The organism is Streptomyces nidicola (genome assembly GCF_050106155.1).
Lineage (GTDB): Bacteria > Actinomycetota > Actinomycetes > Streptomycetales > Streptomycetaceae > Streptomyces.
Map to the genome: position 1 here is coordinate 5,441,696 of NZ_JBNBPI010000001.1, position 21,111 is coordinate 5,462,806.

General features: G+C 70.0%; 20 protein-coding genes. 16 read left to right on the forward strand and 4 right to left on the reverse strand.

Annotated elements, in window-relative coordinates; translation table 11 throughout:
• The first annotated feature begins 12 nt into the window (after nucleotides 1–12).
• From hutU to ACOKM3_RS24795, 5 genes are all read left to right on the forward strand, one after another.
• Entirely contained in the window at nucleotides 13–1,671 is a 1,659-nt protein-coding gene (gene hutU, locus ACOKM3_RS24775) for a urocanate hydratase (RefSeq protein WP_426903233.1), read from the forward strand.
• 161 nt (nucleotides 1,672–1,832) lie between these two features.
• Entirely contained in the window at nucleotides 1,833–3,044 is a 1,212-nt protein-coding gene (locus tag ACOKM3_RS24780) for an allantoate amidohydrolase (protein WP_426906888.1), read from the forward strand.
• Complete coding sequence (locus ACOKM3_RS24785) at nucleotides 3,041–4,393, forward strand: formimidoylglutamate deiminase (RefSeq protein WP_426903234.1); 1,353 nt, start codon at nucleotides 3,041–3,043, stop codon at nucleotides 4,391–4,393. Before ACOKM3_RS24780 ends, ACOKM3_RS24785 begins: the two co-directional genes overlap by 4 nt.
• A gap of 149 nt (nucleotides 4,394–4,542) precedes the next feature.
• Nucleotides 4,543–5,718, forward strand: coding sequence for an imidazolonepropionase (hutI, locus tag ACOKM3_RS24790; protein WP_426903235.1), 1,176 nt, complete (start codon nucleotides 4,543–4,545; stop codon nucleotides 5,716–5,718).
• Between the two features lie 116 nt (nucleotides 5,719–5,834).
• Nucleotides 5,835–6,407 (forward strand): Uma2 family endonuclease, encoded by a 573-nt coding sequence (locus ACOKM3_RS24795; protein ID WP_426903236.1) that lies wholly within the window; start codon nucleotides 5,835–5,837, stop codon nucleotides 6,405–6,407.
• Between the two features lie 28 nt (nucleotides 6,408–6,435).
• Here the strand turns inward: ACOKM3_RS24795 and ACOKM3_RS24800 are convergent, their stop codons facing one another.
• A complete protein-coding gene (locus ACOKM3_RS24800; RefSeq protein WP_426903237.1) occupies nucleotides 6,436–6,894 on the reverse strand; it encodes an ATP-binding protein in 459 nt (152 codons plus the stop codon).
• An 83-nt stretch (nucleotides 6,895–6,977) separates the two neighbouring features.
• Here ACOKM3_RS24800 and ACOKM3_RS24805 point away from each other — a divergent pair, with 83 nt between their 5' ends.
• From ACOKM3_RS24805 to ACOKM3_RS24815, 3 genes are all read left to right on the forward strand, one after another.
• A complete protein-coding gene (locus ACOKM3_RS24805; protein ID WP_426903238.1) occupies nucleotides 6,978–7,790 on the forward strand; it encodes a helix-turn-helix domain-containing protein in 813 nt (270 codons plus the stop codon).
• On the forward strand, nucleotides 7,787–7,987 hold the full coding sequence (locus tag ACOKM3_RS24810; RefSeq protein WP_426903239.1) for a DUF397 domain-containing protein: 201 nt from the start codon (nucleotides 7,787–7,789) through the stop codon (nucleotides 7,985–7,987). Before ACOKM3_RS24805 ends, ACOKM3_RS24810 begins: the two co-directional genes overlap by 4 nt.
• 103 nt (nucleotides 7,988–8,090) lie before the next feature.
• Nucleotides 8,091–8,942 (forward strand): hypothetical protein, encoded by an 852-nt coding sequence (locus ACOKM3_RS24815; protein ID WP_426903240.1) that lies wholly within the window; start codon nucleotides 8,091–8,093, stop codon nucleotides 8,940–8,942.
• A 3-nt stretch (nucleotides 8,943–8,945) separates the two neighbouring features.
• Here ACOKM3_RS24815 and ACOKM3_RS24820 read toward each other — a convergent pair whose 3' ends face one another.
• Nucleotides 8,946–10,643, reverse strand: coding sequence for a ricin-type beta-trefoil lectin domain protein (locus tag ACOKM3_RS24820; RefSeq protein WP_426903241.1), 1,698 nt, complete (start codon nucleotides 10,641–10,643; stop codon nucleotides 8,946–8,948).
• Between the two features lie 200 nt (nucleotides 10,644–10,843).
• Complete coding sequence (locus ACOKM3_RS24825; protein WP_426903242.1) at nucleotides 10,844–11,755, reverse strand: RNA polymerase sigma factor SigF; 912 nt, start codon at nucleotides 11,753–11,755, stop codon at nucleotides 10,844–10,846.
• Nucleotides 11,756–11,998: 243 nt separating this feature from the next.
• On the opposite strand from ACOKM3_RS24825, the gene ACOKM3_RS24830 reads away from it, so the two are divergent.
• The 7 genes from ACOKM3_RS24830 (at nucleotide 11,999) to ACOKM3_RS24860 (ending at nucleotide 18,232) form a co-directional block, all read left to right on the forward strand.
• Nucleotides 11,999–12,382: an STAS domain-containing protein gene (locus ACOKM3_RS24830; protein ID WP_426903243.1), complete on the forward strand. Its 384-nt coding sequence runs from the start codon at nucleotides 11,999–12,001 to the stop codon at nucleotides 12,380–12,382.
• A 283-nt stretch (nucleotides 12,383–12,665) separates the two neighbouring features.
• Nucleotides 12,666–13,157: an ATP-binding protein gene (locus tag ACOKM3_RS24835; protein ID WP_426903244.1), complete on the forward strand. Its 492-nt coding sequence runs from the start codon at nucleotides 12,666–12,668 to the stop codon at nucleotides 13,155–13,157.
• Nucleotides 13,158–13,302: 145 nt separating this feature from the next.
• The gene (locus tag ACOKM3_RS24840; RefSeq protein ID WP_426903245.1) at nucleotides 13,303–14,010 is read left to right on the forward strand and encodes an LPXTG cell wall anchor domain-containing protein; all 708 of its coding nucleotides are present in this window, start codon (nucleotides 13,303–13,305) and stop codon (nucleotides 14,008–14,010) included.
• Nucleotides 14,011–14,371: 361 nt separating this feature from the next.
• Nucleotides 14,372–15,127: a hypothetical protein gene (locus tag ACOKM3_RS24845; protein ID WP_426903246.1), complete on the forward strand. Its 756-nt coding sequence runs from the start codon at nucleotides 14,372–14,374 to the stop codon at nucleotides 15,125–15,127.
• Nucleotides 15,124–16,293, forward strand: coding sequence for a hypothetical protein (locus tag ACOKM3_RS24850; RefSeq protein WP_426903247.1), 1,170 nt, complete (start codon nucleotides 15,124–15,126; stop codon nucleotides 16,291–16,293). Before ACOKM3_RS24845 ends, ACOKM3_RS24850 begins: the two co-directional genes overlap by 4 nt.
• Nucleotides 16,294–16,331: 38 nt before the next feature.
• The gene (locus ACOKM3_RS24855) at nucleotides 16,332–17,672 is read left to right on the forward strand and encodes a hypothetical protein (protein ID WP_426906889.1); all 1,341 of its coding nucleotides are present in this window, start codon (nucleotides 16,332–16,334) and stop codon (nucleotides 17,670–17,672) included.
• A 203-nt stretch (nucleotides 17,673–17,875) separates the two neighbouring features.
• Entirely contained in the window at nucleotides 17,876–18,232 is a 357-nt protein-coding gene (locus ACOKM3_RS24860) for a hypothetical protein (RefSeq protein WP_426903248.1), read from the forward strand.
• Nucleotides 18,233–18,307: 75 nt separating this feature from the next.
• Here the strand turns inward: ACOKM3_RS24860 and ACOKM3_RS24865 are convergent, their stop codons facing one another.
• Nucleotides 18,308–19,801, reverse strand: a complete 1,494-nt coding sequence (locus tag ACOKM3_RS24865) for a peptide MFS transporter (protein WP_426903249.1) — start codon at nucleotides 19,799–19,801, stop codon at nucleotides 18,308–18,310.
• Between the two features lie 512 nt (nucleotides 19,802–20,313).
• Between ACOKM3_RS24865 and ACOKM3_RS24870 the strand changes: the two genes are divergently transcribed.
• Entirely contained in the window at nucleotides 20,314–20,991 is a 678-nt protein-coding gene (locus tag ACOKM3_RS24870; protein ID WP_266710971.1) for a response regulator transcription factor, read from the forward strand.
• Nucleotides 20,992–21,111: the final 120 nt, after the last annotated feature.

The following is a 21,111-nucleotide window of genomic DNA, read 5'->3' on the forward strand; positions in this document are numbered from 1 at the left end:
AGGAGGCCGCCGATGTCAGGACCCCGCCCCGTACGAGCCCCGCGCGGCACCGAGCTCAACACCCTGGGGTGGCAGCAGGAGGGCGCCCTGCGGATGCTCATGAACAACCTCGACGGCGAGGTTGCCGAGCACCCCGACAAGCTCGTCGTCTACGGCGGCACCGGAAAGGCGGCCCGGTCCTGGGAGGCGTACGACGCGATCGTGCGCACGCTGAAGACGCTGAAGTCCGACGAGACGCTCCTCGTCCAGTCCGGCAAGCCGGTCGGCGTACTGCGCACCAACGAGTGGGCGCCGCGGGTGCTGCTCGCGAACTCCAACCTCGTTGGCGACTGGGCCAATTGGGAGGAGTTCCGCAAGCTGGAGGCCGAGGGCCTCATGATGTACGGCCAGATGACGGCCGGCTCGTGGATCTACATCGGCTCGCAGGGCATCGTCCAGGGCACGTACGAGACCTTCGGCGCGGTCGCCCGCAAGAAGTTCAACGGCACGCTCGCCGGAACGATCACCCTCACCGCCGGTGTCGGCGGCATGGGCGGCGCCCAGCCCCTCGCGGTCACGATGAACGAGGGCGTCGCGATCTGCGTCGACGTCGACGAGACCCGCATCGACCGCCGCATCGGCACCCGCTACCTCGACGTCAAGGCCGACAACCTCGACCACGCCCTCGAACTGGCCGTGCAGGCCCGCGACGAGCGCCGCGGCGTGTCCATCGGCGTCGTCGGCAACGCGGCCGAGGTCTTCCCTGAACTCCTTCGCCGCGGCGCCCCCATCGACATCGTCACGGACCAGACCTCCGCCCACGACCCGCTCGCCTACCTGCCCGTCGGCATCTCGGTCGAGGACTGGGACAAGGAGCGCGAGGCGGACCCGGCCGGCTTCACGGAGAAGGCCCGGCAGTCGATGCGGCTGCACGTCGAGGCCATGGTCGGCTTCCTGGACGCGGGCGCCGAGGTCTTCGACTACGGCAACTCGATCCGCGACGAGGCCCGCAAGGCCGGCTACGACCGCGCCTTCGACTTCCCGGGCTTCGTGCCCGCGCACATCCGCCCGCTGTTCGAGGAGGGCCTCGGCCCGTTCCGCTGGGCCGCGCTCTCCGGCGACCCGAAGGACATCGAGGCCACCGACAAGGCGATCAAGGAGCTGTTCCCCGAGAACAAGCACCTGCACCGCTGGCTCGACATGGCCGGCGAGCGCATCGCCTTCGAGGGCCTCCCGGCGCGCATCTGCTGGCTCGGCTACGGCGAACGCCACCTGGCGGGCCTCAAGTTCAACGAGATGGTCGCGTCCGGCGAACTCTCGGCCCCGGTCGCCATCGGCCGCGACCACCTCGACTCGGGCTCGGTCGCCTCTCCCTACCGCGAGACGGAGGCCATGAAGGACGGCTCCGACGCGATCGCCGACTGGCCGCTCCTGAACGCCCTGGTCAACACCTCCTCCGGTGCCACCTGGGTCTCCCTCCACCACGGCGGCGGCGTCGGCATGGGCCGCTCCATCCACGCGGGCCAGGTCTGCGTCGCGGACGGCACGGACCTCGCCGCCCAGAAGATCGAACGCGTCCTCACGAACGACCCGGCGATGGGCGTCATCCGCCACGTGGACGCGGGCTACGACCACGCGGCGGACGTTGCGGCAGAGCGCGGCGTACGGGTCCCGATGCGGGAGGGCGAGTGACCGACCAAGCCCCTCTGGCCAATCAGGCGGCTCCGGCAAATCCAGCCCCGCCGGCAAATCAGGCGGTTCCGGTAAATCCAGCCCCGGCGGCGTTTGAGGCGGCCCGTCCGGCAGGACTTTCGGGAAGGGGCGGGGTGGGGGAAACTCCTGGCTTCCTGGAGATGTGGCGCGATCTGCACCCCATCGGCCGCAACGCCGACTCCGGCGGCTACCGCCGATTCGCCTGGACCGGCGCCGACGCCGACTGCCGGGAATGGTTCAAGGCCCAGGCCGAGACCCGCGGCCTGACCTACGAGGTCGACCGCAACGGCAACCAGTGGGCCTGGCTCGGCGACCCCGAGGCCGGCGACGCAGTCGTGACCGGCTCCCACCTGGACTCCGTCCCGGACGGCGGCGCCTTCGACGGCCCCCTCGGCGTCGTCTCCTCCTTCGCCGCCCTGGACGAACTCCACCGCAGGGGAGCGGAGTTCACCAAGCCGATCGCCATCACCAACTTCGGCGACGAGGAAGGCGCCCGCTTCGGCCTCGCCTGCGTCGGCTCCCGCCTCACCGCGGGCGTCCTCACCCCCGAGGCGGCCCACAAGCTCACGGACGCCGACGGAATCACCCTCCCGCAGGCGATGGAACGCGCCGGCTACGACCCCGACGCGATCGGCGCGGACCGCGAACGCCTGGACCGCATCGGCGCGTTCATCGAACTCCACGTGGAACAGGGCCGCGCCCTCGACCTCTCCGGCGACGCCATCGGCATCGCAAGCTCCATCTGGCCGCACGGCCGCTGGCGCTTCGACTTCCGCGGCGAGGCCAACCACGCGGGCACGACCCGCCTGGTCGACCGCCGCGACCCGATGCTGTCCTACGCGGAGACGGTCCTGGCGGCCCGCCGCGAGGCCCAACTGGCAGGCGCGGTAGCGACATTCGGCAAGATCTCGGTCGAGCCGAACGGCGTCAACGCCATCCCCTCTCTCGTCCGCGGCTGGCTCGACTCCCGCGCCGCCGACCAGGAGTCCCTGGACGCGACGGTCACCGGGGTCGAGAAGGCGGCCCGCGAGTACGCGCAGGCGCACGGCATCGACGTATCGCTGACCCGCGAGTCGTTCACGCCGATCGTCGAGTTCGACGACGCGCTCCGCGACGAGCTGGCCCGCATCCTGGGTACGCGGGACGCTGCAGCGGATCTGAAGGTCCCCGTCCTCGGAACGGGAGCGGGACACGACGCGGGAATCCTCGCCCAGTCGATCCCCACCGCCATGCTGTTCGTGCGCAACCCGACGGGCGTCTCGCACTCCCCGGCCGAATCCGCGGCCGAGGACGACTGCCTGGAAGGGGTGCGCGCACTGGCCGACGTACTGGAAGGACTGGCCTGCACGTGACGCAGACGACGACGTACTGGTTGGAACACGCCTGGCTCGGCACGCATGTCGAGCCGGGCGTGGCGGTGGACGTGTCCGATCAAGAAGGGGTGGGCCGCTTCACGGCGGTCCGCACGGGGGTCGGCGCACCCCCGCCCGGCGCGACGGCCCTGCGCGGCCTGACCGTCCCCGGCCTCGCGAACGCCCACAGTCACGCCTTCCACCGGGCACTCCGCTCGACGGTCCAGGTCGGATCGGGGACGTTCTGGACGTGGCGCGAGGTCATGTACTCGGTGGCGGACCGCCTGACGCCGGACACGTACCACGCGCTCGCGCGGGCGGTGTACGCGGAGATGGCACTCGCGGGCATCACGTCGGTGGGGGAGTTCCACTACCTCCACCACGCCCCCGGCGGCACCCCGTACGCCGACCCGAACGCGATGGGCGAGGCGCTGATCGCGGCGGCGGACGAGGCGGGCATCCGCATCACCCTCCTCGACACGGCGTACGTCTCGTCGGGCTTCGGCAAGGCCCCGGACCACCACCAGCAGCGCTTCAGCGACGGCACGGCGGAGGCGTGGGCGGAACGCGCGTCCCTGCTGAAGGAGCGGCCGGGGGTACGGATCGGTGCGGCGATCCACTCGGTACGGGCGGTCCCGGCGACCCAACTGTCAACGGTCGCGAACTGGGCCGCGGCCCGCAGCGCCCCACTCCACGTCCACCTCTCCGAACAGACGGCGGAGAACGACGCATGCCAGTCGGCACACGGCTGCACCCCGACCCAACTCCTCTCGGACTACGGGGTGTTGGGCGCCCGCACGACGGGCGTCCACAACACGCACCTCACGGACACGGACATCGCCCTGCTCGGCGGCTCGTCCACGGGAACGTGCATGTGCCCGACGACGGAACGTGACCTGGCGGACGGCATCGGCCCGGCGGTGGAACTGGAGCGCGCGGGTTCACCCTTGTCGTTGGGCTCCGACAGCCACGCGGTGATCGACCTGTTCGAGGAGGCGCGCGCGATGGAGCTGAACGAGCGTCTACGTTCCCGTACGCGCGGCCACTGGACGGCGGCGGCCCTGCTCCGCGCGGCCTCCGCCACCGGCCACGCGTCCCTGGGCTGGGACGACGCGGGCGCCATCGAACCGGGCGCGCGGGCCGACCTGGTCACGGTGTCACTGAACTCCGTCCGCACGTCGGGCCCCGAGCCCCGCTTCGGCGCGGAAACAGCGGTCTTCGCGGCGAGCGCCGCCGACGTGACGGACGTGGTGTCGTCCGGCCGCGCGGTGGTCCGCAACGGCGAACACGTCCGGATCGGCAACGTGGCGGACGCCCTGACGGAGTCCATCGCCGCACTCCACACCTAACGCCACGGGGCTCCGCCCCGGCCCCCGCTCCTCAATCGCCGGAGGGGCTCCAATGGAGCCCCTCCGGCGATTGAGGAGGCCCGTCCGGCAGGACTTTCGGGAAGGGGCGGGGTGGGGAATCAACACCCCACCACCCACGGAGAGGAACCATGACGAACCCCACCACGGCCATCACCAACATCGGCACCCTGGTCACGAACAACCCCGACCTGGGCGAAGGCCCCCTCGGCCAGATCCACAACGCCGCCCTCGTCATCGAAAACGACAAGATCGCCTGGGCGGGCCCGACGGCGAAGGCCCCGGCGACGGACGAGTCCCACGACGCCGCCGGCCGCGCCGTGATCCCCGGCTTCGTCGACTCCCACTCCCACCTCGTCTTCGCAGGCGACCGCACCGCCGAATTCAACGCCCGCATGTCGGGCCAGAGCTACTCCGCGGGCGGCATCCGCACGACAGTCGCGGCAACGCGCGCCGCAACGGACGAAGCACTCGAAGCAAACCTCAAGCACCACCTCGCCGAGGCCCTCCGCCAGGGCACCACAACCTTCGAAACCAAGTCCGGCTACGGCCTGACGACAGCCGACGAGGAACGCGCCCTCCGCATCGCAGCAGCCCACACGGACGAAGTCACGTACCTGGGCGCCCACATCGTCTCCCCGGACTACGCGGACGACCCGGCCGCGTACGTCGATCTCGTAACCGGCGAAATGCTCAACGCCTGCGCCCCCCACGCCCGTTGGGTAGACGTCTTCTGCGAAAAGGGCGCGTTCGACGGCGACCAGGCAAGGGCGATCCTGACGGCCGGCAAGGCCAAGGGCCTGCTCCCCCGCATCCACGCGAACCAACTGTCGTACGGCCCCGGCGTCCAACTCGCGGTCGAACTGGACGCGGCATCGGCCGACCACTGCACGCACCTCACGGACGCGGACGTGGACGCCCTCGCGCAGGGCAACACGGTGGCGACACTCCTCCCCGGCGCCGAATTCTCCACCCGCGCCGAGTGGCCGAACGCCCGCCGCCTCCTGGACGCGGGCGCAACGGTCGCGCTCTCCACGGACTGCAACCCGGGCTCGTCCTACACGTCCTCGGTCCCCTTCTGCATCGCCCTCGCCGTACGCGACATGGGCATGACCCCCGACGAGGCCCTCTGGTCGGCCACGGCAGGCGGCGCCAAGGCCCTCCGCCGCACGGACATCGGCCACCTCTCCCCGGGCGCAAAGGCCGACCTCACCTTCCTGAACGCCCCGAGCCACGTCCACTTCGCCTACCGCCCGGGCGTCCCGCTGGTGTCGGAGGTGTGGAGGTCGGGGAACCGCGCTGCCTGAAGGCTGCACCGCTCGCGAGCCGGAGGTTTCTACTAGGCTGGCTCAGGCCATGTGGCCCGCATCCGCGATCCGGGATCACGCCCTTGGACCGTCGTTGTCAGGCGCTGGAGGAAGCCGTGACCGCTGAACTCCCCGACTGGATGATCCCGCCCCGGCCGAGCGGCTGGGAGGCGGACGATCTCGACTTCCTTCCTCAGGCGCCGCGGCACACCGAACTCATCGACGGAGCCCTGATCTTCATGATGTCGCCGCAGCGGTCCTGGCACTCCCGGCTGGTGGAGAACCTGACTTTTGCCCTGCGGCAGGCGGCTCCGGCGGGGTTCGACACCGAGCGGGAGATGACTGTCCGCCTCGACAAGAAGAGCCGCCCCGAGCCGGACATCGTGGTCACCACCGCTGCGTACGACCCGGACCGTACCTGGTACGCACCGGAGGAGGTCGCGCTGGTCATCGAGGTGGTCTCGGACGAGTCGGCCGACCGTGACCGATCCATCAAGCCCTTCAAATACGCACAGGCCAAGATCCCCCACTTCTGGCGCGTAGAGGATGAGGCGGGCACCCCCGCCGTTCACACCTACGAACTCGACACCATGACCCACACCTATGTGGCCACCGGCATTCACCGCGCCCGTCTGAAGACAGCCGTACCTTTCCCCTTCGACATCGGACTCGAGGGCTTGGTGCCCTGACGTACGAGGCGAGATGGATTACCGGGGATCACCGGACCTCTTTTTCACGCATCTGGAGCAGCACGGCGGACAGCTTGGACGGCCCGCTCGGGCGGGCGGCCAGCCGCGCCCACACCAGCTTCCCGTCCCGCGTCGGCATGGTGCCCCACAGGTCGGCCGTCGCCGCGATCAGGAACATTCCGCGTCCCGACTCGGCCTCCCAGTCGGGCTCGGCGCACAGCACCGGCAGGGCGGGGGAGCGGTCGGCCACGGACACCTGTACCGCGTCGGTCTCCGGCAGTACCCGCAGCCGGACCTCGCACTCGGGCACCGCCACGTGCCGGTGCACGTTCGCCAGTATTTCCGTCACGCAGAGCTGCGCCGCGTCGATGAGGGCGGGGTGCCCCCAGGCCCGTAGGTGCGTGGCGACCGTGCGTCGTACGTCCGTGAACCGCTCGGGGTCCGCCCGCAGCTGGAGAACGACTTCGGGTGGAGATTGCGTCTTCATGTGCTCACAGTGCGTGACCGATGGCTAGCCTGACCAGGGCCGACAGCTGCACACAACGAGGTGTGCAGGCGAGGGGGTTCCTTGTGCAGGACTGTGTCGACGGGTCGTCGAGCATGCGGATGTTCGGCGCGGTGGTACGGGCCCTGCGGGAGGCGCGGGGCGGATCGCGGGACGACTTCGGGGCGTACGTCGGGTATTCGGCGTCGCAGGTGGCGATGGTCGAGCGCGGCGAGCGGATGCCGAGCGCGCGGTTCGTGGCGCGGGCGGGGGAGTTCCTGGGCGCGCGGGCGGCGGTGGAGGCGGCGGCCGCGCATCTTGAGCGGCGGCGGTATCCGGCGTGGTTCGACGACTACGCGGAGAGGGAAGCGGTGGCGGTCAGCCTGTGGACGTACGACACCCACGTGATCATGGGCCTGGTGCAGACCGAGGACTACGCACGGGCGGTGCTCGGCGCACGCGTCCCGGTGTTGGAGGACGAAGAGATCGAGCGCCGCGTACAGGCTCGCCTGGAGCGGCAGGCGCTCCTCACCAGAGTGCCGCCCGTGTCACTGGCGCTGGTCATCGAGGAGTGGGTGCTGCGGCGGCCGGTGGGCGGATCGGGCGTCCTGGGGGGCCAGTTGGAGCACCTGCTGGAACTGAACGCGAAGCGCAACATCTCGATCCAGGTCATGCCGACGGCGATCGAGTCGCACGCGGGGTTCAACGGCCCGTGGACGCTTCTGGAGACACCCGCGCGGGAATGGGTGGCGTACGTCGAAGGGCAGGCGGGCGGCTTGGTCCTCGAAGATCGCACAGAGGTAAGCGAGTTGTTCCAGCGGTTTGGCATGATCCGGTCCCAGGCCCTCGCTCCAGGGGACTCCGTGAAGCTCATCGAGAGGATGGCGAGCGAACTATGACCACCGCAGACCTCACGTGGTTCAAGTCCAGCTACAGCGGCGACGCAGGTGGCCAATGCCTGGAGGTCGCTCACGCCTCCGCGATCCACGTCCGCGACTCGAAGAACGCCGAATCCAACTCCAGCCCCACACTGGCCATTTCGGCCGACAGCTGGACCGCTTTCGTAAACTTCGCCTCGAAGTCCGCGCTACAGTAATCGCGTCATCACGCTCCGTGTGTAAGCGCGGAGCGGCCCCCAGCGGTGCTACCAACACCAATCTGAGGGCCTTCACCGACGAATGGATCAGAGGTCCATCGCGATGCTCAAGCATGCTATCCCTCCTGCCCGTTTCTTCTCCCAGGTGCCGAACGAGATCATCCGGAACCCGCGCCTGAACGGGACCGCCGTACGGCTCCTCCTCTGGGCCCTGTCCCTCCCCGAGGGCTCCCGGGAAACCGTCCAGTCCCTCGGCGAGAAGATGCCGGAAGGCCGCCTGGCCGTACGCAAGGCCAGGCGGCAGCTGGAAGAGGAGGGGTACCTCCACACACGACGTTCGCAGGATCCGGACACGGGGCGCTGGACGACCCAAGTCCTCGTCTCCAACGTGCCGTTGACGTCACCCGAAGAGGTCACCGCCGCCTTCGGTCCGAGTGACCAGGACCCGCCCGTCGGTGGCGCGACCGAGCGGGCCGTCGGCGCATACCCCTTGGGCGAAACCCCGAAGGACAACACCCCCAACCGTGGGGTGACGTTCCTGGAACGCCTCGCCGACCGCGAACCGGCGCTGCGCCTGGGCGCCCGCGACGTCGAAAGCCTCGCGCCGCTCATCGACGGCGCACTGGCGACCGGCGCCACCGAAACCGACCTCCGCCGCTGCCTGGCCACGGACCTGCCACGCACCCTCCGTTCCGCTGCCGCCCTCGTCAGGTACCGCCTGGAGAACCGGCCGCCTGCCGCTGCCCGGCCAACTCCCGCCGTGGACAAGCGCGTGGCTCCCCTCGGTGAATGCGCGGAGTGCCGCGACCCGCTGCCGCGAGGAGCCGGGAAGGGGATCTGCCGTGCCTGTGCCGGGATCGCGGCGAAGCCGGCGTCGGCACCGGCGCCTGCCCCGGGCCAGGGCCTGCGTGACGTGATCGCCCTCGCGAGGGCCGCCCTCCGCCCCGTCGACTAGGGGTTACAGGCTCTCCCCCGCCCGCCACCGCTGCTCGTCCCCGCCGTGGAACTTGCGTTGGCCGAGGTGGAAGGAGCCGTCGTCGAGGGGTGTCACGGCGGACTTCCAGTCGGAGGCGGGGCGGATCGAGCCGTCGCCGTGCACGGAGAAGGTGAGGTCGGCTCCGTGGTCGTCGTCGGCGGCCGTGCAGTGGCCGAGGCCGATCGTGCGGTCGGTGTCGCCGCGGTTGTCCAGGCAGAAGTCGGGGTTGGCGGCGGACTGGATGACGCCGAGAGCCGGGTCCACGCGCCACTGCTGGCTGCCCGTGCGGTCGCACTTCGCGGCCACGACGTCGTCGCCGTCCGTCATGGGCGTGCGGGAGACGTCGAGGCACAGGCCGGAGGCGACGTCGATCACCTCCGCGTACTCCTCGCCGGGCGGGCGGAAGCGCGGTGGCTTCGGTTTGCCGGACGGAGGCGAGGACGGGTTCGAACTCGGCTTCCCCCGTGGGGGGTTGGTGGTCGGGCTCGGCGACGGCGGCACCGTGACCGTCTCCGTGCTCCGCGCCGTCGTCGTCGCCGTGGCGGTCGTCGTTGTCGTCGTGGTGGCCGTCGTCGTCGCCGTGACCGTCACCCGGACCGGGGGCGGTGTCGTGGGCGTCGCGCCCATGCCCTGGCCCACCGCCGACAGGTCGGGGCGGCCCTCCGTCAGCGTCAGGATCAGCAGCGGTACGAGCAGCACGCCGACCGCGGCCGAGGCGAGCGCGAAGCCCATCGGCGTCGCGCGGACGGCCGACGGGCGCCGGGCGGCCTTCCGGCGGGCGCCGCCGGCCGGGCGGCGGCGTCGGTCGGCCCTGGGCCCTGTCGTGGGCGTCGCGCGGTGGCGGTGCGGGGCGGTCTGCTGGGGCGCCGGAACCGTAGGAGCGGGAGCCGTCGGCGGGGGCTCCGTCAGGAGGTAGTCCGTGCCGCCCCACGGCAACAGGCCCTCCGCCAGCGCGCGGCGCGGATCGTCGCGCAGGGCCGTCAGCTCCAGGTACGCGGCCGTGCAGCTAGGGCAGCGGGCGAGGTGGGCGTCCAGGTCGGCGGTGTTGCGGGGCCGGCCGGGTCTGGTCGCCTCCTCGATGAGGCGCCCGTAGCCCCGGCAGTGCGTGCCCTGCGCGCGGGCCACCCGCGCCGCGAGGCACGCGTCGCGCAGCGCGTCGAGCGCCGCGCCCCGCGCCTGCGCCACGTCCCGCGCGGACATGCCGGTGACGATGCCGGTCGCGGCGTCGGAGTCCCCGTCCACCACGGAGTGCCAGAGCAGCGTCTGGGTGCCCGGCGACAGCGTATGGAAGGCGGAGAGCAGCGCGGCGGGTGCCCGGGGGGCGTCCCTGTCCCTTGGGACGAGGGTGGTCAGTAGGCCGGGGGAGAGGCGCGCGCGGCGCTCGTCGGTGGCCCACTCGGCCGCGGTGCGGTGGACGAGCAGCAGCGCGTGATGGCGCCAGGAGCCGCGCGGTTCGACGCCGCGCGCGACCTCGCGTGCGGCGCGTGCGAAGGCCTGCGCCCCCAACTGCCGTGCGGCGTCCGTGTCGTTGGCGCACACTCTCGCGTACGCCAGGAGCGCGTGCCGGTGCCTGCCGCGCAGCTCGCCGAGCGCCGGGTACGCGGTCGGGGTGTCGGCCCGCAGCAGGGCGACGAGCCGGTGGTCGGGCGCCGTGGCATGGGCGCCACCGTTCGCAAACACCGTGTCCTCCTGTCACCGGGTGCCAGATGGGTGCTCATAGTGGTGCAGGAGAGGTGCTACGGGTAGGTGTTTCTCCGGGTAACCGGCCGTGGAGGAGCGGGAGTTGGCGAAAACACACCGAGGGGGCCGACCGTGTGACGGTCGGCCCCCTCGACGTGACAGGGTGTTACGGGTGGTGCCGGTGTTACGGGTCCGAGCGATTACTCCTCGAGCGTCAGACCCTTGCGCAGGCGCACCAGCGTCCGCGACAGCAGCCGCGACACGTGCATCTGCGAGATGCCCAGTTCCTCACCGATCTCGGACTGGGTCATGTTGGCGACGAACCGCAGCGAGAGGATCTTGCGGTCGCGCGGGGGAAGGTCGGCGATCAGCGGCTTCAGGGACTCGACGTACTCGATGCCTTCGAGCCCGTGGTCCTCATAGCCGATGCGATCCGCGAGCGCACCCTCGGAGTCGTCCTCCTCGGGCTGGGCGTCGAGCGAGCTGGCGGTGTAGGCGTTGGACGCCGCCATGCCCTCGACGACCTCTTCCTTCGACAGGCCCAGGCGTTCGGCGAGCTCGCCCACCGTGGGGGCGCGATCGAGCTGCTGGGCGAGTTCGTCGCCCGCCTTGGCGAGGTCGAGACGGAGTTCCTGGAGGCGGCGCGGTACGCGCACGGACCAGGAGGTGTCGCGGAAGAAGCGCTTGATCTCGCCGACGATGGTCGGCATCGCGAAGGTCGGGAACTCGACCCCGCGGCTCAGTTCGAACCGGTCGATCGCCTTGATCAGGCCGATGGTGCCGACCTGGATGATGTCCTCCATCGGCTCGCTGCGGGAGCGGAACCGGGAGGCCGCGAACTTGACCAGAGCCAGGTTCAGCTCGACCAGCGTGTTGCGGACATACGAAAATTCGTGCGTGCCTTCTTCGAGGGACTCCAGTCGCTCGAAGAGGGTCTTGGAGAGGGCTCGGGCGTCGAGCGGTCCCACCTCGTCGTACGGAGGGATCTCCGGAAGGCCTTCGAGGCCCTCAAGGCTTTCGGCCTCGACGTCGACATGAGTTTCCGGGGGGAGTGTCGACGTCGCCTGGTCAGTACGCGATTCGTCGAGCCGGGCTGACATGATGTCCTCCATGCGTTCTCGGCATATGGCTGCCGATGCCAATGCGTGCACTGCTTCTAAGTGCGGCGCCTCCAAAGCCGGCCGTGGTCGAATGTTGTCCTTACTAGGCCTACCCGTTTTCCACACCGGGTCGCAAGTGCGTTCTGAGTCGAAATGTCCGAATTCTAGAGGTTGTTCGGGTGTCGATGCACAGCCTGAGGGCGTAGTGTTCGAGGGCGTCAATCGGCACGTCGAAGGCAGCGAGAGAGAGACGTCATGGACCGCGGGACAGTCGGCAGTGCGCATCGGGGCCGGCTTCTGGTCGAGGTGCGACAAGAGGGCACCAGTGCCGTCGTGACCCCGGCCGGTGAGTTGGATCACCATACGGCCGACCTGCTGCGTGAACCCCTGGATGAATGCCTCAGTAATGGACATTCCCGGCTGGTGATCGACTGTTCTCGCCTCGAATTCTGCGATTCGACGGGGTTGAACGTGCTGCTCGGGGCCCGGCTCAAGGCCGAGGCGGCCGGTGGTGGAGTGCACCTCGCGGGCATGCTTCCGGTGGTTGCCAGGGTGTTCGAGATCACTGGTGCGGAGGCCGTCTTCACGGTGCACGCGTCGCTCGACGAGGCCCTCCAGCCGGACCCCTCCGGCGACTGACCGGAAGCGGGCGGCTGCGTACTGTGGTCGACAGCAGAAGTTACGCTCCAGTTGTCGCTGTGTGATCTCGGCGTTACCAGCGTCACAGGAGCCGTTCTGAACAAGTGGGTGTTTCCGTCGTTCCCTCGGGCAGGAGACCCCCCGAACACGACCCCGACCCTGCGACTCCGATGACCCTCCGACCCCGATCCGCGACCCGGGCTTCATGGCCGGGCAGTGGGAACTCGGACCCTGAATCCTGAATCCTGAAGCTGAATTGGTGAATCGGTGAGGTGAAGTGCTGATGAGCACCACCCGGCCTTACTCGCCGGGCGACCACGGCCCCGAGTCCGGTGAAGTGCCGGTCGTCGCGGGTACGCGGGTCCGCAGGCTGAGCCTCAGCGGCGCGAGCGGGATCGTTCCGCTCGCCCGTGACTTCACCCGCGAAGCGCTGCACGCCTGGGGCTGGCTGCCGGCGGCGACCGCGGACCGCCGGGCCGCGGCGGAGGACGTGCTGCTCGTCGTCTCCGAGCTCGTCACGAACGCGTGCCTGCACGCCGAGGGGCCCGACGAGATCATCCTGTACTTCGGCGACTCCCCGGCCAACAAGGTGCTGCGCATCGAGGTCGCGGACCGGGGGGCGGGCCAGCCGGCGCCGCGCACCCCGCACCGGGCGGGACGGCCCGGTGGGCACGGCATGTTCATCGTCCAACGCCTCTGCCTGGACTGGGGAGTTGTCCGCACCCCGGGAGTCACGGGCAAGGTCGTGTGGGCGGAGGTCGGCGCCCCCGCATAGCCCCCTTTCGTGCGTTCTGAAGAGCACGCCGGATCGACTTCGATCCGGCGTGCTCTTTGTCTTCCCTCGGCAGGGTCCCCGGCGTACCTTGAGCCACCCAGATCTGATGAACCGTCAGTAACCTTCGGTTTGAAGGGACTTCGAGGTGACGTACCGGACGTACCAGAAACGAACCGCCGCGTTCGCGCTCAGCGCGGCCCTGGCAGGCTCGGCGGTGCTGATGGCCGCCCCCACCGCCTCGGCCACGGTGCAGAACGTGAACTACCAGTGCAAGACGCCGATCGGGAACAAGGGAGCCGTCTCCCCGATCGACATGAAGAGCGCCAAGAGCGGCAGCGGCTACAAGATCACGATGTCCTTCCAGAAGGGCGTCTCCTCCAGCCCCGTCGAGCTCGGCAAGGGCGCCATGCACCCGAGCGCGGTGATCAAGGTGGGCGGCGCGGACAGCGGCCAGTTCACGGCGACCGGGCCGCCCAACGACAAGGCGATCCCCGCCAACAGCCCGATCAAGATCAGTGACTTGACGGGTACGTACACGCCGAAGAAGAGCGGCAAGGTGAACTTCACCGCCGGCGTCCTCACCATCAAGGCGCTCGGTACGAACACGACGTGTACGCCGTCCAACAGTCCGAAGCCCTCGCTCGAGATGGACGTGAAGGCGGCGGCGGGTGGCGGCGGGGCCGCGGATTCGGGTAGCGGGTCCTCGGCGTCGGCGCCGTCCGGCGGGGAGCTGCCGCAGACCGGGCCGGAGGATTCGGCGATTGCGCTCGGGACGCTGGGTGGCACGGTGCTCCTGGCCGGAGCGGCGGGGGTGCTGTGGTTGACGCGGCGTCATCAGGCGGCGTCCCGTTAAGGGGGCGTGAGTAGCTGCGATGACGTTGCGCTCGTCGATGCGAGGTGGGGCTCCGCGGTGCCTGCGCCGCGGGGCTCTGCCCCGGACCCCGCTGCTCAATCGCCGCAGGGGCTCGAAAGATCCGCTCAATCGCCGCGGGGGCTTGAAAGGTCTGCTCAAGCGCCTCGCCGGCTTGAAAGATCTGCTCAAGCGTCGCGGGGGCTTGATTGTTGCTGCTGCGGCTCTCCTCATGGGTGGACTCTCGGTCCCGGTCGCCGCGGCCGGACCCGGCTGGACCGTTGCGCCCTCGTCTGCCGGGGGGACTCGGCCCGCCGACGGCGACGGGCGGGCGTACATCTATGCCGAGGGGACGCCCGGGTCCGTGTTGGAGGACAAGGTGGCGGTGGCGAATCCGGGGGACAAGCCGTTGAAGGTCTCCCTGCGGGGGGCCGACGCCGACAATACGGGCGACGGGGCGCTGGATGTCCGTAAGAAGGCCACGGACACCGGGGCGTGGATCCGGTTCGCCGAGGAGAGCGTGGAGATCCCGGCGCGGACCCGTGCCGAGGTTCCCTTCACGGTTTCGGTGCCCGCGGGCGCGACCCCCGGCGACCACCCGGGCGCCGTCGTGGCGCGGGCGGGCGGGCGCGACGCCGGGGTCAGTGTCCATCTGCGGGTCAGCGGCCCCACGCTGTCCGCGCTCACGGTCGAGAACGTACGGGTGCACAAGGGCGCCATCGCCTACGACGTGGTGAACCGCGGCAACACGACGCTCTCGCCGCGCCTCGCGGTGCACGCCGACGGGGTGCTCGGCGCCGCCCTCGACAGGAGCCGGGCCCTGCCGGTGCAGCTGCTGCCGGGCCGCAGGGTCAGCCTCACCGAACCGTGGAAGAACGCCCCCGCGCTCGACGCCGTCGACGTGAAGGTGACGGTCACCGCGGGCGGCGGCGCGGCGGACTCGGCCACGGCGAGCGCCCGGTTCGTGCCGTGGGCGGCGGTCGGCGGGATCCTCGCCGTGCTGGCGGGGGCGGGGTGCGCCGCCTACTGGTACCTGCGCCGCCGGCGGCCCTCCTGGCCCGTACCGCCGCACCTGCTCCGACTGCTCCGCCGACAAGGGAACGTAAGGAGTGCGCCATGAACCGCCGCAGCTCGCGGCTGCTGACCGTCCTCGCCCTCGTGGCGGCCCTGCTCGCGGGCACCGCGCCGTGGGCGGCCGCCGCCTCCGCAGCCGCCGAAAAGCCATCCGTGACCCTCTCCAAGTCCCAGGCGGGGACCGGGGGTTCGATCACCGTGAAGGGCGCGGGCTGGCGGCCCGACACGCTGCTGATGATGCTGATCTGCGGGCAGTCCAGCCCGTCGCGCGGTGTCATCGGCGGCACCAACTCCTGCGCCAACTCCGAGGGCCGCGCGGTCACCACCGACACGGAGGGGGCGTTCAGCAAGTCGCTTCCGGTCGCCGAGCCGCCGAACCCGTGCCCGTGCGTCGTCCATGTCGCCACGGTGACCGGGCAGAAGGCGCAGGCGGACGCCGTGTTCCAGGTGGCCGGGCATCCCGTGAAGGCGCTGCCGAAGGCGTCCGGCAGCGGGCAGCTTTCCATGGTGGCCGACACCCGGCTCGAGGGCTCCAGCGGCCTGCTGACCTGGTTCGGCGCCCCGCCGTCGCGGTCCTTCACGTTCACCGTGGGCAACGTCGGCTCGACCCCGGTCAAGAACCCCATATTCCAAGTCGGCACCTCCCACGGTGTGTTCGCGCCGCAATGGGAGGACCAGCAGTGGCGCGGCACGATCAAGCCGGGGCAGAAGGCGCAGGTGAAGCTGCCCGTCGAACTGTCGGCGGGCGCGCACGGCGACTATCTCGTCTCGCTCAAGTACGGCGGGAAGGTGCTGGCCGAACAGCCCTGGGGCGTGGGCCGTCCCTGGGGCGTCACGCTCTTCTGGATCCTGCTGTGCATCGTCGTGCCGGCCGCCGTCTTCCGGATCGGCATGGCGGTCGTGGACCGCGTACGGCCGCGTGATCGCCGGTCGGGGCCGTCGAGGTCGTCGAGGCCGTCGAGGCCGTCGAGGTCCAAGGGGTCGCGGGCGTCCAACGGGGCGGGCGGGCGCACCGTACGGCTTCCGAAGGTGCGGCCGGCGCCGCAGAAGCCGGCGCCCGCCGACCCGGCCACCGCACCGAACGGCACGACACAGACCACGACCCTGCCCTGGTTCACCCCGGACACCGGTCCCACCGGTCCGGAGCGGCCCGAGGCCGGTCAACTCTCCGCACCGCACGAGAACAGTCCGACGACGAAAGGAAACACGTGATCACCCAACGGAGAGTGAGCGCGGCCGGTGTCGCCCTGATGCTCGGCGGGGCGGGCCTGCTGTTCGTGGCAGCTCCCGCGCAGGCCGCCGAGACCTCGTACAAGACGGAGTGCATACCGCCCTCGATCTCCGGGCTCGACCCGGTGCAGGGCACCACGATCACGCAGATCGCGGCGCCCGCCACGGCGAAGGTCGGCGACACGGTCAATGTGACCTGGAAGTTCATCCAGGGCGCGTCGAAGAACCCGGACGTGCTCGACCTCAGTGAGAACACCGTCCAGCCCACCGGCACGCTCGAGGCGGCCGGCGCGCAGACCGGTGACATCGATATGCAGGGGCCGCGCGAGAACCCCGCGATCCCCAAGAACAGCCCGATGAAGCTGTCCACGATGACGGGCAAGCTGAAGCTGACGAAGCCGGGGGAGGTGAAGCTGACCCCGGACAAGTACAACATCAACGTCAGCAAGCCGATGTCGACGGACACCAAGTGCTCTCCGACGGGGAGCGTGGACCCGGGTGCGGTCATCAAGGTCGTCGAGGGGGCGGCGAGTTCGGGCGGTTCGAGCGGCTCGGGAGGCACGGGAGGCCTCATCGGTGGTCTGCCGGGCACGTCGACGGGTGGCTCGTCGGGCGGCTCGTCGAGTTCCGGTGGCGGTGGCTCGGCCGGGTCCAGTAGCTCGGGCGGCTCCTCCACGGGCGGTGGCGGCGGCAGCGGCCAGAGCGACTTCACCGGCAAGGAGGTCAGCGTCCCCTACGCCTGCAAGACGCCCATCGGCGACAAGAGCGCCACGTCCCCGGTGCAGATCAACGCCAAGAAGGACGGCGGGAACTTCGGCCTCACGGTGAAGTTCAAGAAGTCCGTGATGGACAGCCCCGCCGACATCCCGGCCGACTCGGTGAAGCCGTCGATGGAGGTCAAGCTGGGCGGCTCCGACAAGGGCACCGTCCCCGTCGAGGGCCCGACCAACAAGAAGGCCTTCAAGTCCGGCGACCCGATCGAGATCCCCGACCTGACCGGCACGTACAAGCCAGGCGCCGACGGCAAGTCGACGCTCTCGCCGGGCGTCCTCACGGTGAAGGCGCTGGGCACGACCACCACCTGCACGCCGAAGAGCGCTCCGGTCTCCCTGGAGCTCGACACGTCGAAGCAGGCGGGCGGCGCGGCGGGCGGCACGGGTTCGGCAGGCGGCTCGGGTGACGCGGCGGCCGGCGGCTCGGCGGCCGGCGGCTCCGCGGCGACCGGCGGCGGCCTCGCCGAAACCGGCTCCTCCAGCGACGGCGCCCTCCGCGCCCTCGGCCTGGCGGCCGGCACGGTGATCCTCCTGGGCGGCGCGGTCTTCACGTTCCTCCCGCGGGCACGGCGGGTGGTCCGCCGGTAGCAGGCAACCAACAGGAACGGAGGCCGCCGCACCCGGATGCGGCGGCCTCCGTCTGTTCCCGCACCCGGGAGCCGTCGTGCACGGCGGGAGGGGGCCTGTTGGCAGTTCGCGAACGTGAAAACGTTGGCGACTCACAAGAAACTCCTCGGAGGGGACCTCGACCACGGTCCGCGATCCTCTGAGTCCTGCTGAAGGAAATGCACATGGGGAAGTTGAAGAAGTCCGTGACGGGGGCCCTGGCGGCGGTTCTGCTCGCCTCGGGGGCGGGCCTCGCCACGGCGGGCTCGGCCGAGGCCGCCGGCGCGAAGTACAAGTGCAAGCCGTCGGCCAAGCTGGTGTGGGGGACCGCCCAGTCCACCTCCACCTGCAAGAAGTCGAAGAGCGGCAAGAAGGTCGGCAAGCACCGCGCCCAGATCAAGTGCGCGATGATGCGGGGGCAGGGCAACCAGCACGACATCTACTGGACCGGTTACGGCCCGTGGAAGAAGGCGGGCACCAAGTCCACGGTGAAGTGCCCGATCCGCTCGTCCCTCGCCGGTTACGGCCAACAGGTCAAGTAGTCCGGACACAGCGAAGCGCCGCCGCACCCGTCCGGGTGCGGCGGCGCTTGCTTTGCACTCGCGCTCGAAGGGCGGCTACTTGACGCTGCCCATGAGGTCCTTGACCTTCTTGCGGTACATCCAGAAGGCGACGCCGGCGGCGATCGCGAGGACGGCCTCGACCAGCACCGCGGCTGTCGTATTGAGGTCGACACCACCCGTCGAGAGCAGGCCGGTGACGGAGTCGCCCGCCGTGACCGCGAGGAACCAGACACCCATCATCTGCGAGCCGTACTTGGCCGGAGCCATCTTGGTCGTGACCGAGAGGCCGACCGGGGAGAGGCAGAGCTCACCGATGGTCTGGATGAAGTAGATCGACACCAGCCACATCGGGGAGACGCGGCCGCCGTTGTTGGCCGTGTCGATCAGCGGGATGAGGAAGACGACGAAGGAGATGCCGATCAGGACGAGACCCGAGCCGAACTTGACCGCGGTGCTCGGCTCCTTGCCGCGCTTGTTCAGCCACAGCCAGGCCGAGGCCACCACGGGCGCGATCGCCATGATGAAGATCGGGTTCAGCGACTGGTACCAGGAGGTCGGGAAGTCGAAGCCCAGCAGGTGGTTCGTGGTCGAGTTCTCACCGAAGATCGAGAGCGTCGAGCCGTTCTGGTCGTAGATCATCCAGAAGATCGCGGCGACGATGAAGAACCAGACGTAGCCGGAGAGCTTGGACTGCTCGTCCTTCGACAGCTCCTTGTCGCGCTTCATGCGCACGAGGACGGAGACCGGGATGATCAGACCGATCAGCGTCAGCGGCACGAGGACCCAGTTGAGGGTGTACGTACCGGTGGCGACGACGATCCCGTAGAAGATGGCGGCGACGACCGCCCAGATCAGCGACGTGCGCAGCGACTTGGCCTTCTCCTCGGCCGTGGCGGGCTTCACCACGATGTCGCTCTCGCTGCTGAGGTGGCGGGTGCCGAGCAGGAACTGGGCCAGACCCAGGGCCATGCCGACCGCGGCGAGCCCGAAGCCGAGGTGCCAGCCGACGTTCTCACCGACGGTGCCGATGGTCAGCGGAGCGAGGAAGGCACCCAGGTTGATGCCGATGTAGAAGATGGTGAAGCCGGCGTCGCGGCGCGGGTCCTCGGGGCCGTCGTAGAGGTGGCCGACCATCGTGGAGATGTTGGCCTTGAGGAGACCGGAACCGAGTGCCACGAGCGCGAGGCCCGCGAAGAACGTGCCCGAGCCGGGCAGGGCCAGCGTGATGTGGCCGAGGATCACGATGCTCGCGCCGTAGGCGACCGTCTTGCGGGGACCCCAGAAGCGGTCGGCGAACCAGCCGCCCGGTTGGGCGAGCAGGTAGACCATGGACATGTAGACCGAGTAGATCGCCGTGGCCGTGGCGGGGTTCATGTGAAGCCCGCCGGGAGCGATCAGGTACAGCGGGAGCAGGGCTTTCATGCCGTAGAAGCTGAAGCGCTCCCACATCTCGGTCATGAAGAGAGTGGCCAGTCCGCGGGGGTGGCCGAAGAAGGTCTTCTGCGAGCCGGGGGTACCGGCCGAGTCCTTCGTCAGGCTGGACGCCATGGTCGATCCTCGTGGGGTGTCGGGACGCGCCGCGCAGAAGCGAGTGCGCGCCCGGTGGGGGCGGCCGGCACCGGAGTCCTACCGTCCTCCCCACGCCCTGAAGGGATGTGCCCGCACGAGATTGTCGTGCGGGACGAGGTACGGCGGACCCGAGATCCACACCCGACGCGCGTCATCACACGCGGGGCCCGGCCACAGGTCATTCCTAAAAATGCTGACTGACGTCAGCTCACACAAGAAAGGGACCTTGGGTGCGCAGTGCGCTCCAAAGGTCCCCCAGTAGTGCATCAGGCGTTGAATCACCTTACGAACGACTCAGTGGCATATGGAAGGACTTGAGAGATGGATCACAGGCCTTCACGGAACCACCAGCGCTGTTTCAAAGGTCATCCCCACGATGGCACCCGGACACCGCAGGGCGCGAACCCGGAGGCAAAAATTCCGTTAGCCACGGGAAGCCGCAGTGGGCGATCACCCCACGGGCGTCGTCCGGCGCGGACTACCATCACCTCATGACCCGTGTACTGCTCGCCGAGGACGACGCGTCCATCTCGGAGCCGCTGGCCCGCGCCCTGCGCCGGGAGGGTTACGAGGTGGAAGTGCGCGAGGACGGTCCCACCGCCCTCGACGCCGGACTGCAGGGAAGCATCGACCTCGTCGTACTCGACCTCGGTCTGCCCGGAATGGACGGCCTCGAGGTGGCCCGCAGAATGCGCGCCGAGGGGCACACGGTGCCGGTCCTGATCCTCACCGCCCGCGCGGACGAGGTGGACACGGTCGTCGGCCTCGACGCCGGCGCCGACGACTACGTGACCAAGCCCTTCCGCCTCGCCGAGCTCCTGGCCCGCGTCCGGGCCCTGCTCCGGCGCGGCGCCACCGAGCCCGTCCAGGCCCCGGCCACGCACGGCGTCCGGATCGACGTCGAGTCGCACCGCGCGTGGATGGGCGAGGAGGAACTCCAGCTCACGGCCAAGGAGTTCGACCTCCTGCGAGTCCTCGTCCGGGACGCGGGCCGTGTGGTCACCCGCGACCAGCTGATGCGCGAGGTCTGGGACACGACGTGGTGGTCGTCGACCAAGACCCTCGACATGCACATCTCGTGGCTCCGCAAGAAGCTGGGCGACGACGCGGCGAACCCCCGGTACATCGCGACGGTGCGCGGCGTGGGCTTCAGGTTCGAGAAGAGCTGAGCGACTCAAGCCCGGCCGGGCCGATCAAGCGCGGGTGAGCCAATCAAGCCCCTGCAGGGGGCACCTCCCAGCGGTAGCTGGGGGAGATTGAGCAGCGGGGTCCGGGGCGGAGCCCCGTGT

Bases quoted from the DNA above. Each gene is read 5' to 3' on its own strand.
- ACOKM3_RS24865 (WP_426903249.1), bottom strand. From the start codon at position 19,801: ATGGCGTCCAGCCTGACGAAGGACTCGGCCGGTACCCCCGGCTCGCAG.
- hutU (WP_426903233.1), top strand. From the start codon at position 13: ATGTCAGGACCCCGCCCCGTACGAGCCCCGCGCGGCACCGAGCTCAAC.
- ACOKM3_RS24855 (WP_426906889.1), top strand. From the start codon at position 16,332: ATGCTCGGCGGGGCGGGCCTGCTGTTCGTGGCAGCTCCCGCGCAGGCC.
- hutI (WP_426903235.1), top strand. From the start codon at position 4,543: ATGACGAACCCCACCACGGCCATCACCAACATCGGCACCCTGGTCACG.
- ACOKM3_RS24815 (WP_426903240.1), top strand. From the start codon at position 8,091: ATGCTCAAGCATGCTATCCCTCCTGCCCGTTTCTTCTCCCAGGTGCCG.
- ACOKM3_RS24800 (WP_426903237.1), bottom strand. From the start codon at position 6,894: ATGAAGACGCAATCTCCACCCGAAGTCGTTCTCCAGCTGCGGGCGGAC.
- ACOKM3_RS24830 (WP_426903243.1), top strand. From the start codon at position 11,999: ATGGACCGCGGGACAGTCGGCAGTGCGCATCGGGGCCGGCTTCTGGTC.
- ACOKM3_RS24810 (WP_426903239.1), top strand. From the start codon at position 7,787: ATGACCACCGCAGACCTCACGTGGTTCAAGTCCAGCTACAGCGGCGAC.
- ACOKM3_RS24860 (WP_426903248.1), top strand. From the start codon at position 17,876: ATGGGGAAGTTGAAGAAGTCCGTGACGGGGGCCCTGGCGGCGGTTCTG.
- ACOKM3_RS24780 (WP_426906888.1), top strand. From the start codon at position 1,833: ATGTGGCGCGATCTGCACCCCATCGGCCGCAACGCCGACTCCGGCGGC.
- ACOKM3_RS24850 (WP_426903247.1), top strand. From the start codon at position 15,124: ATGAACCGCCGCAGCTCGCGGCTGCTGACCGTCCTCGCCCTCGTGGCG.
- ACOKM3_RS24825 (WP_426903242.1), bottom strand. From the start codon at position 11,755: ATGGAGGACATCATGTCAGCCCGGCTCGACGAATCGCGTACTGACCAG.
- ACOKM3_RS24835 (WP_426903244.1), top strand. From the start codon at position 12,666: ATGAGCACCACCCGGCCTTACTCGCCGGGCGACCACGGCCCCGAGTCC.
- ACOKM3_RS24870 (WP_266710971.1), top strand. From the start codon at position 20,314: ATGACCCGTGTACTGCTCGCCGAGGACGACGCGTCCATCTCGGAGCCG.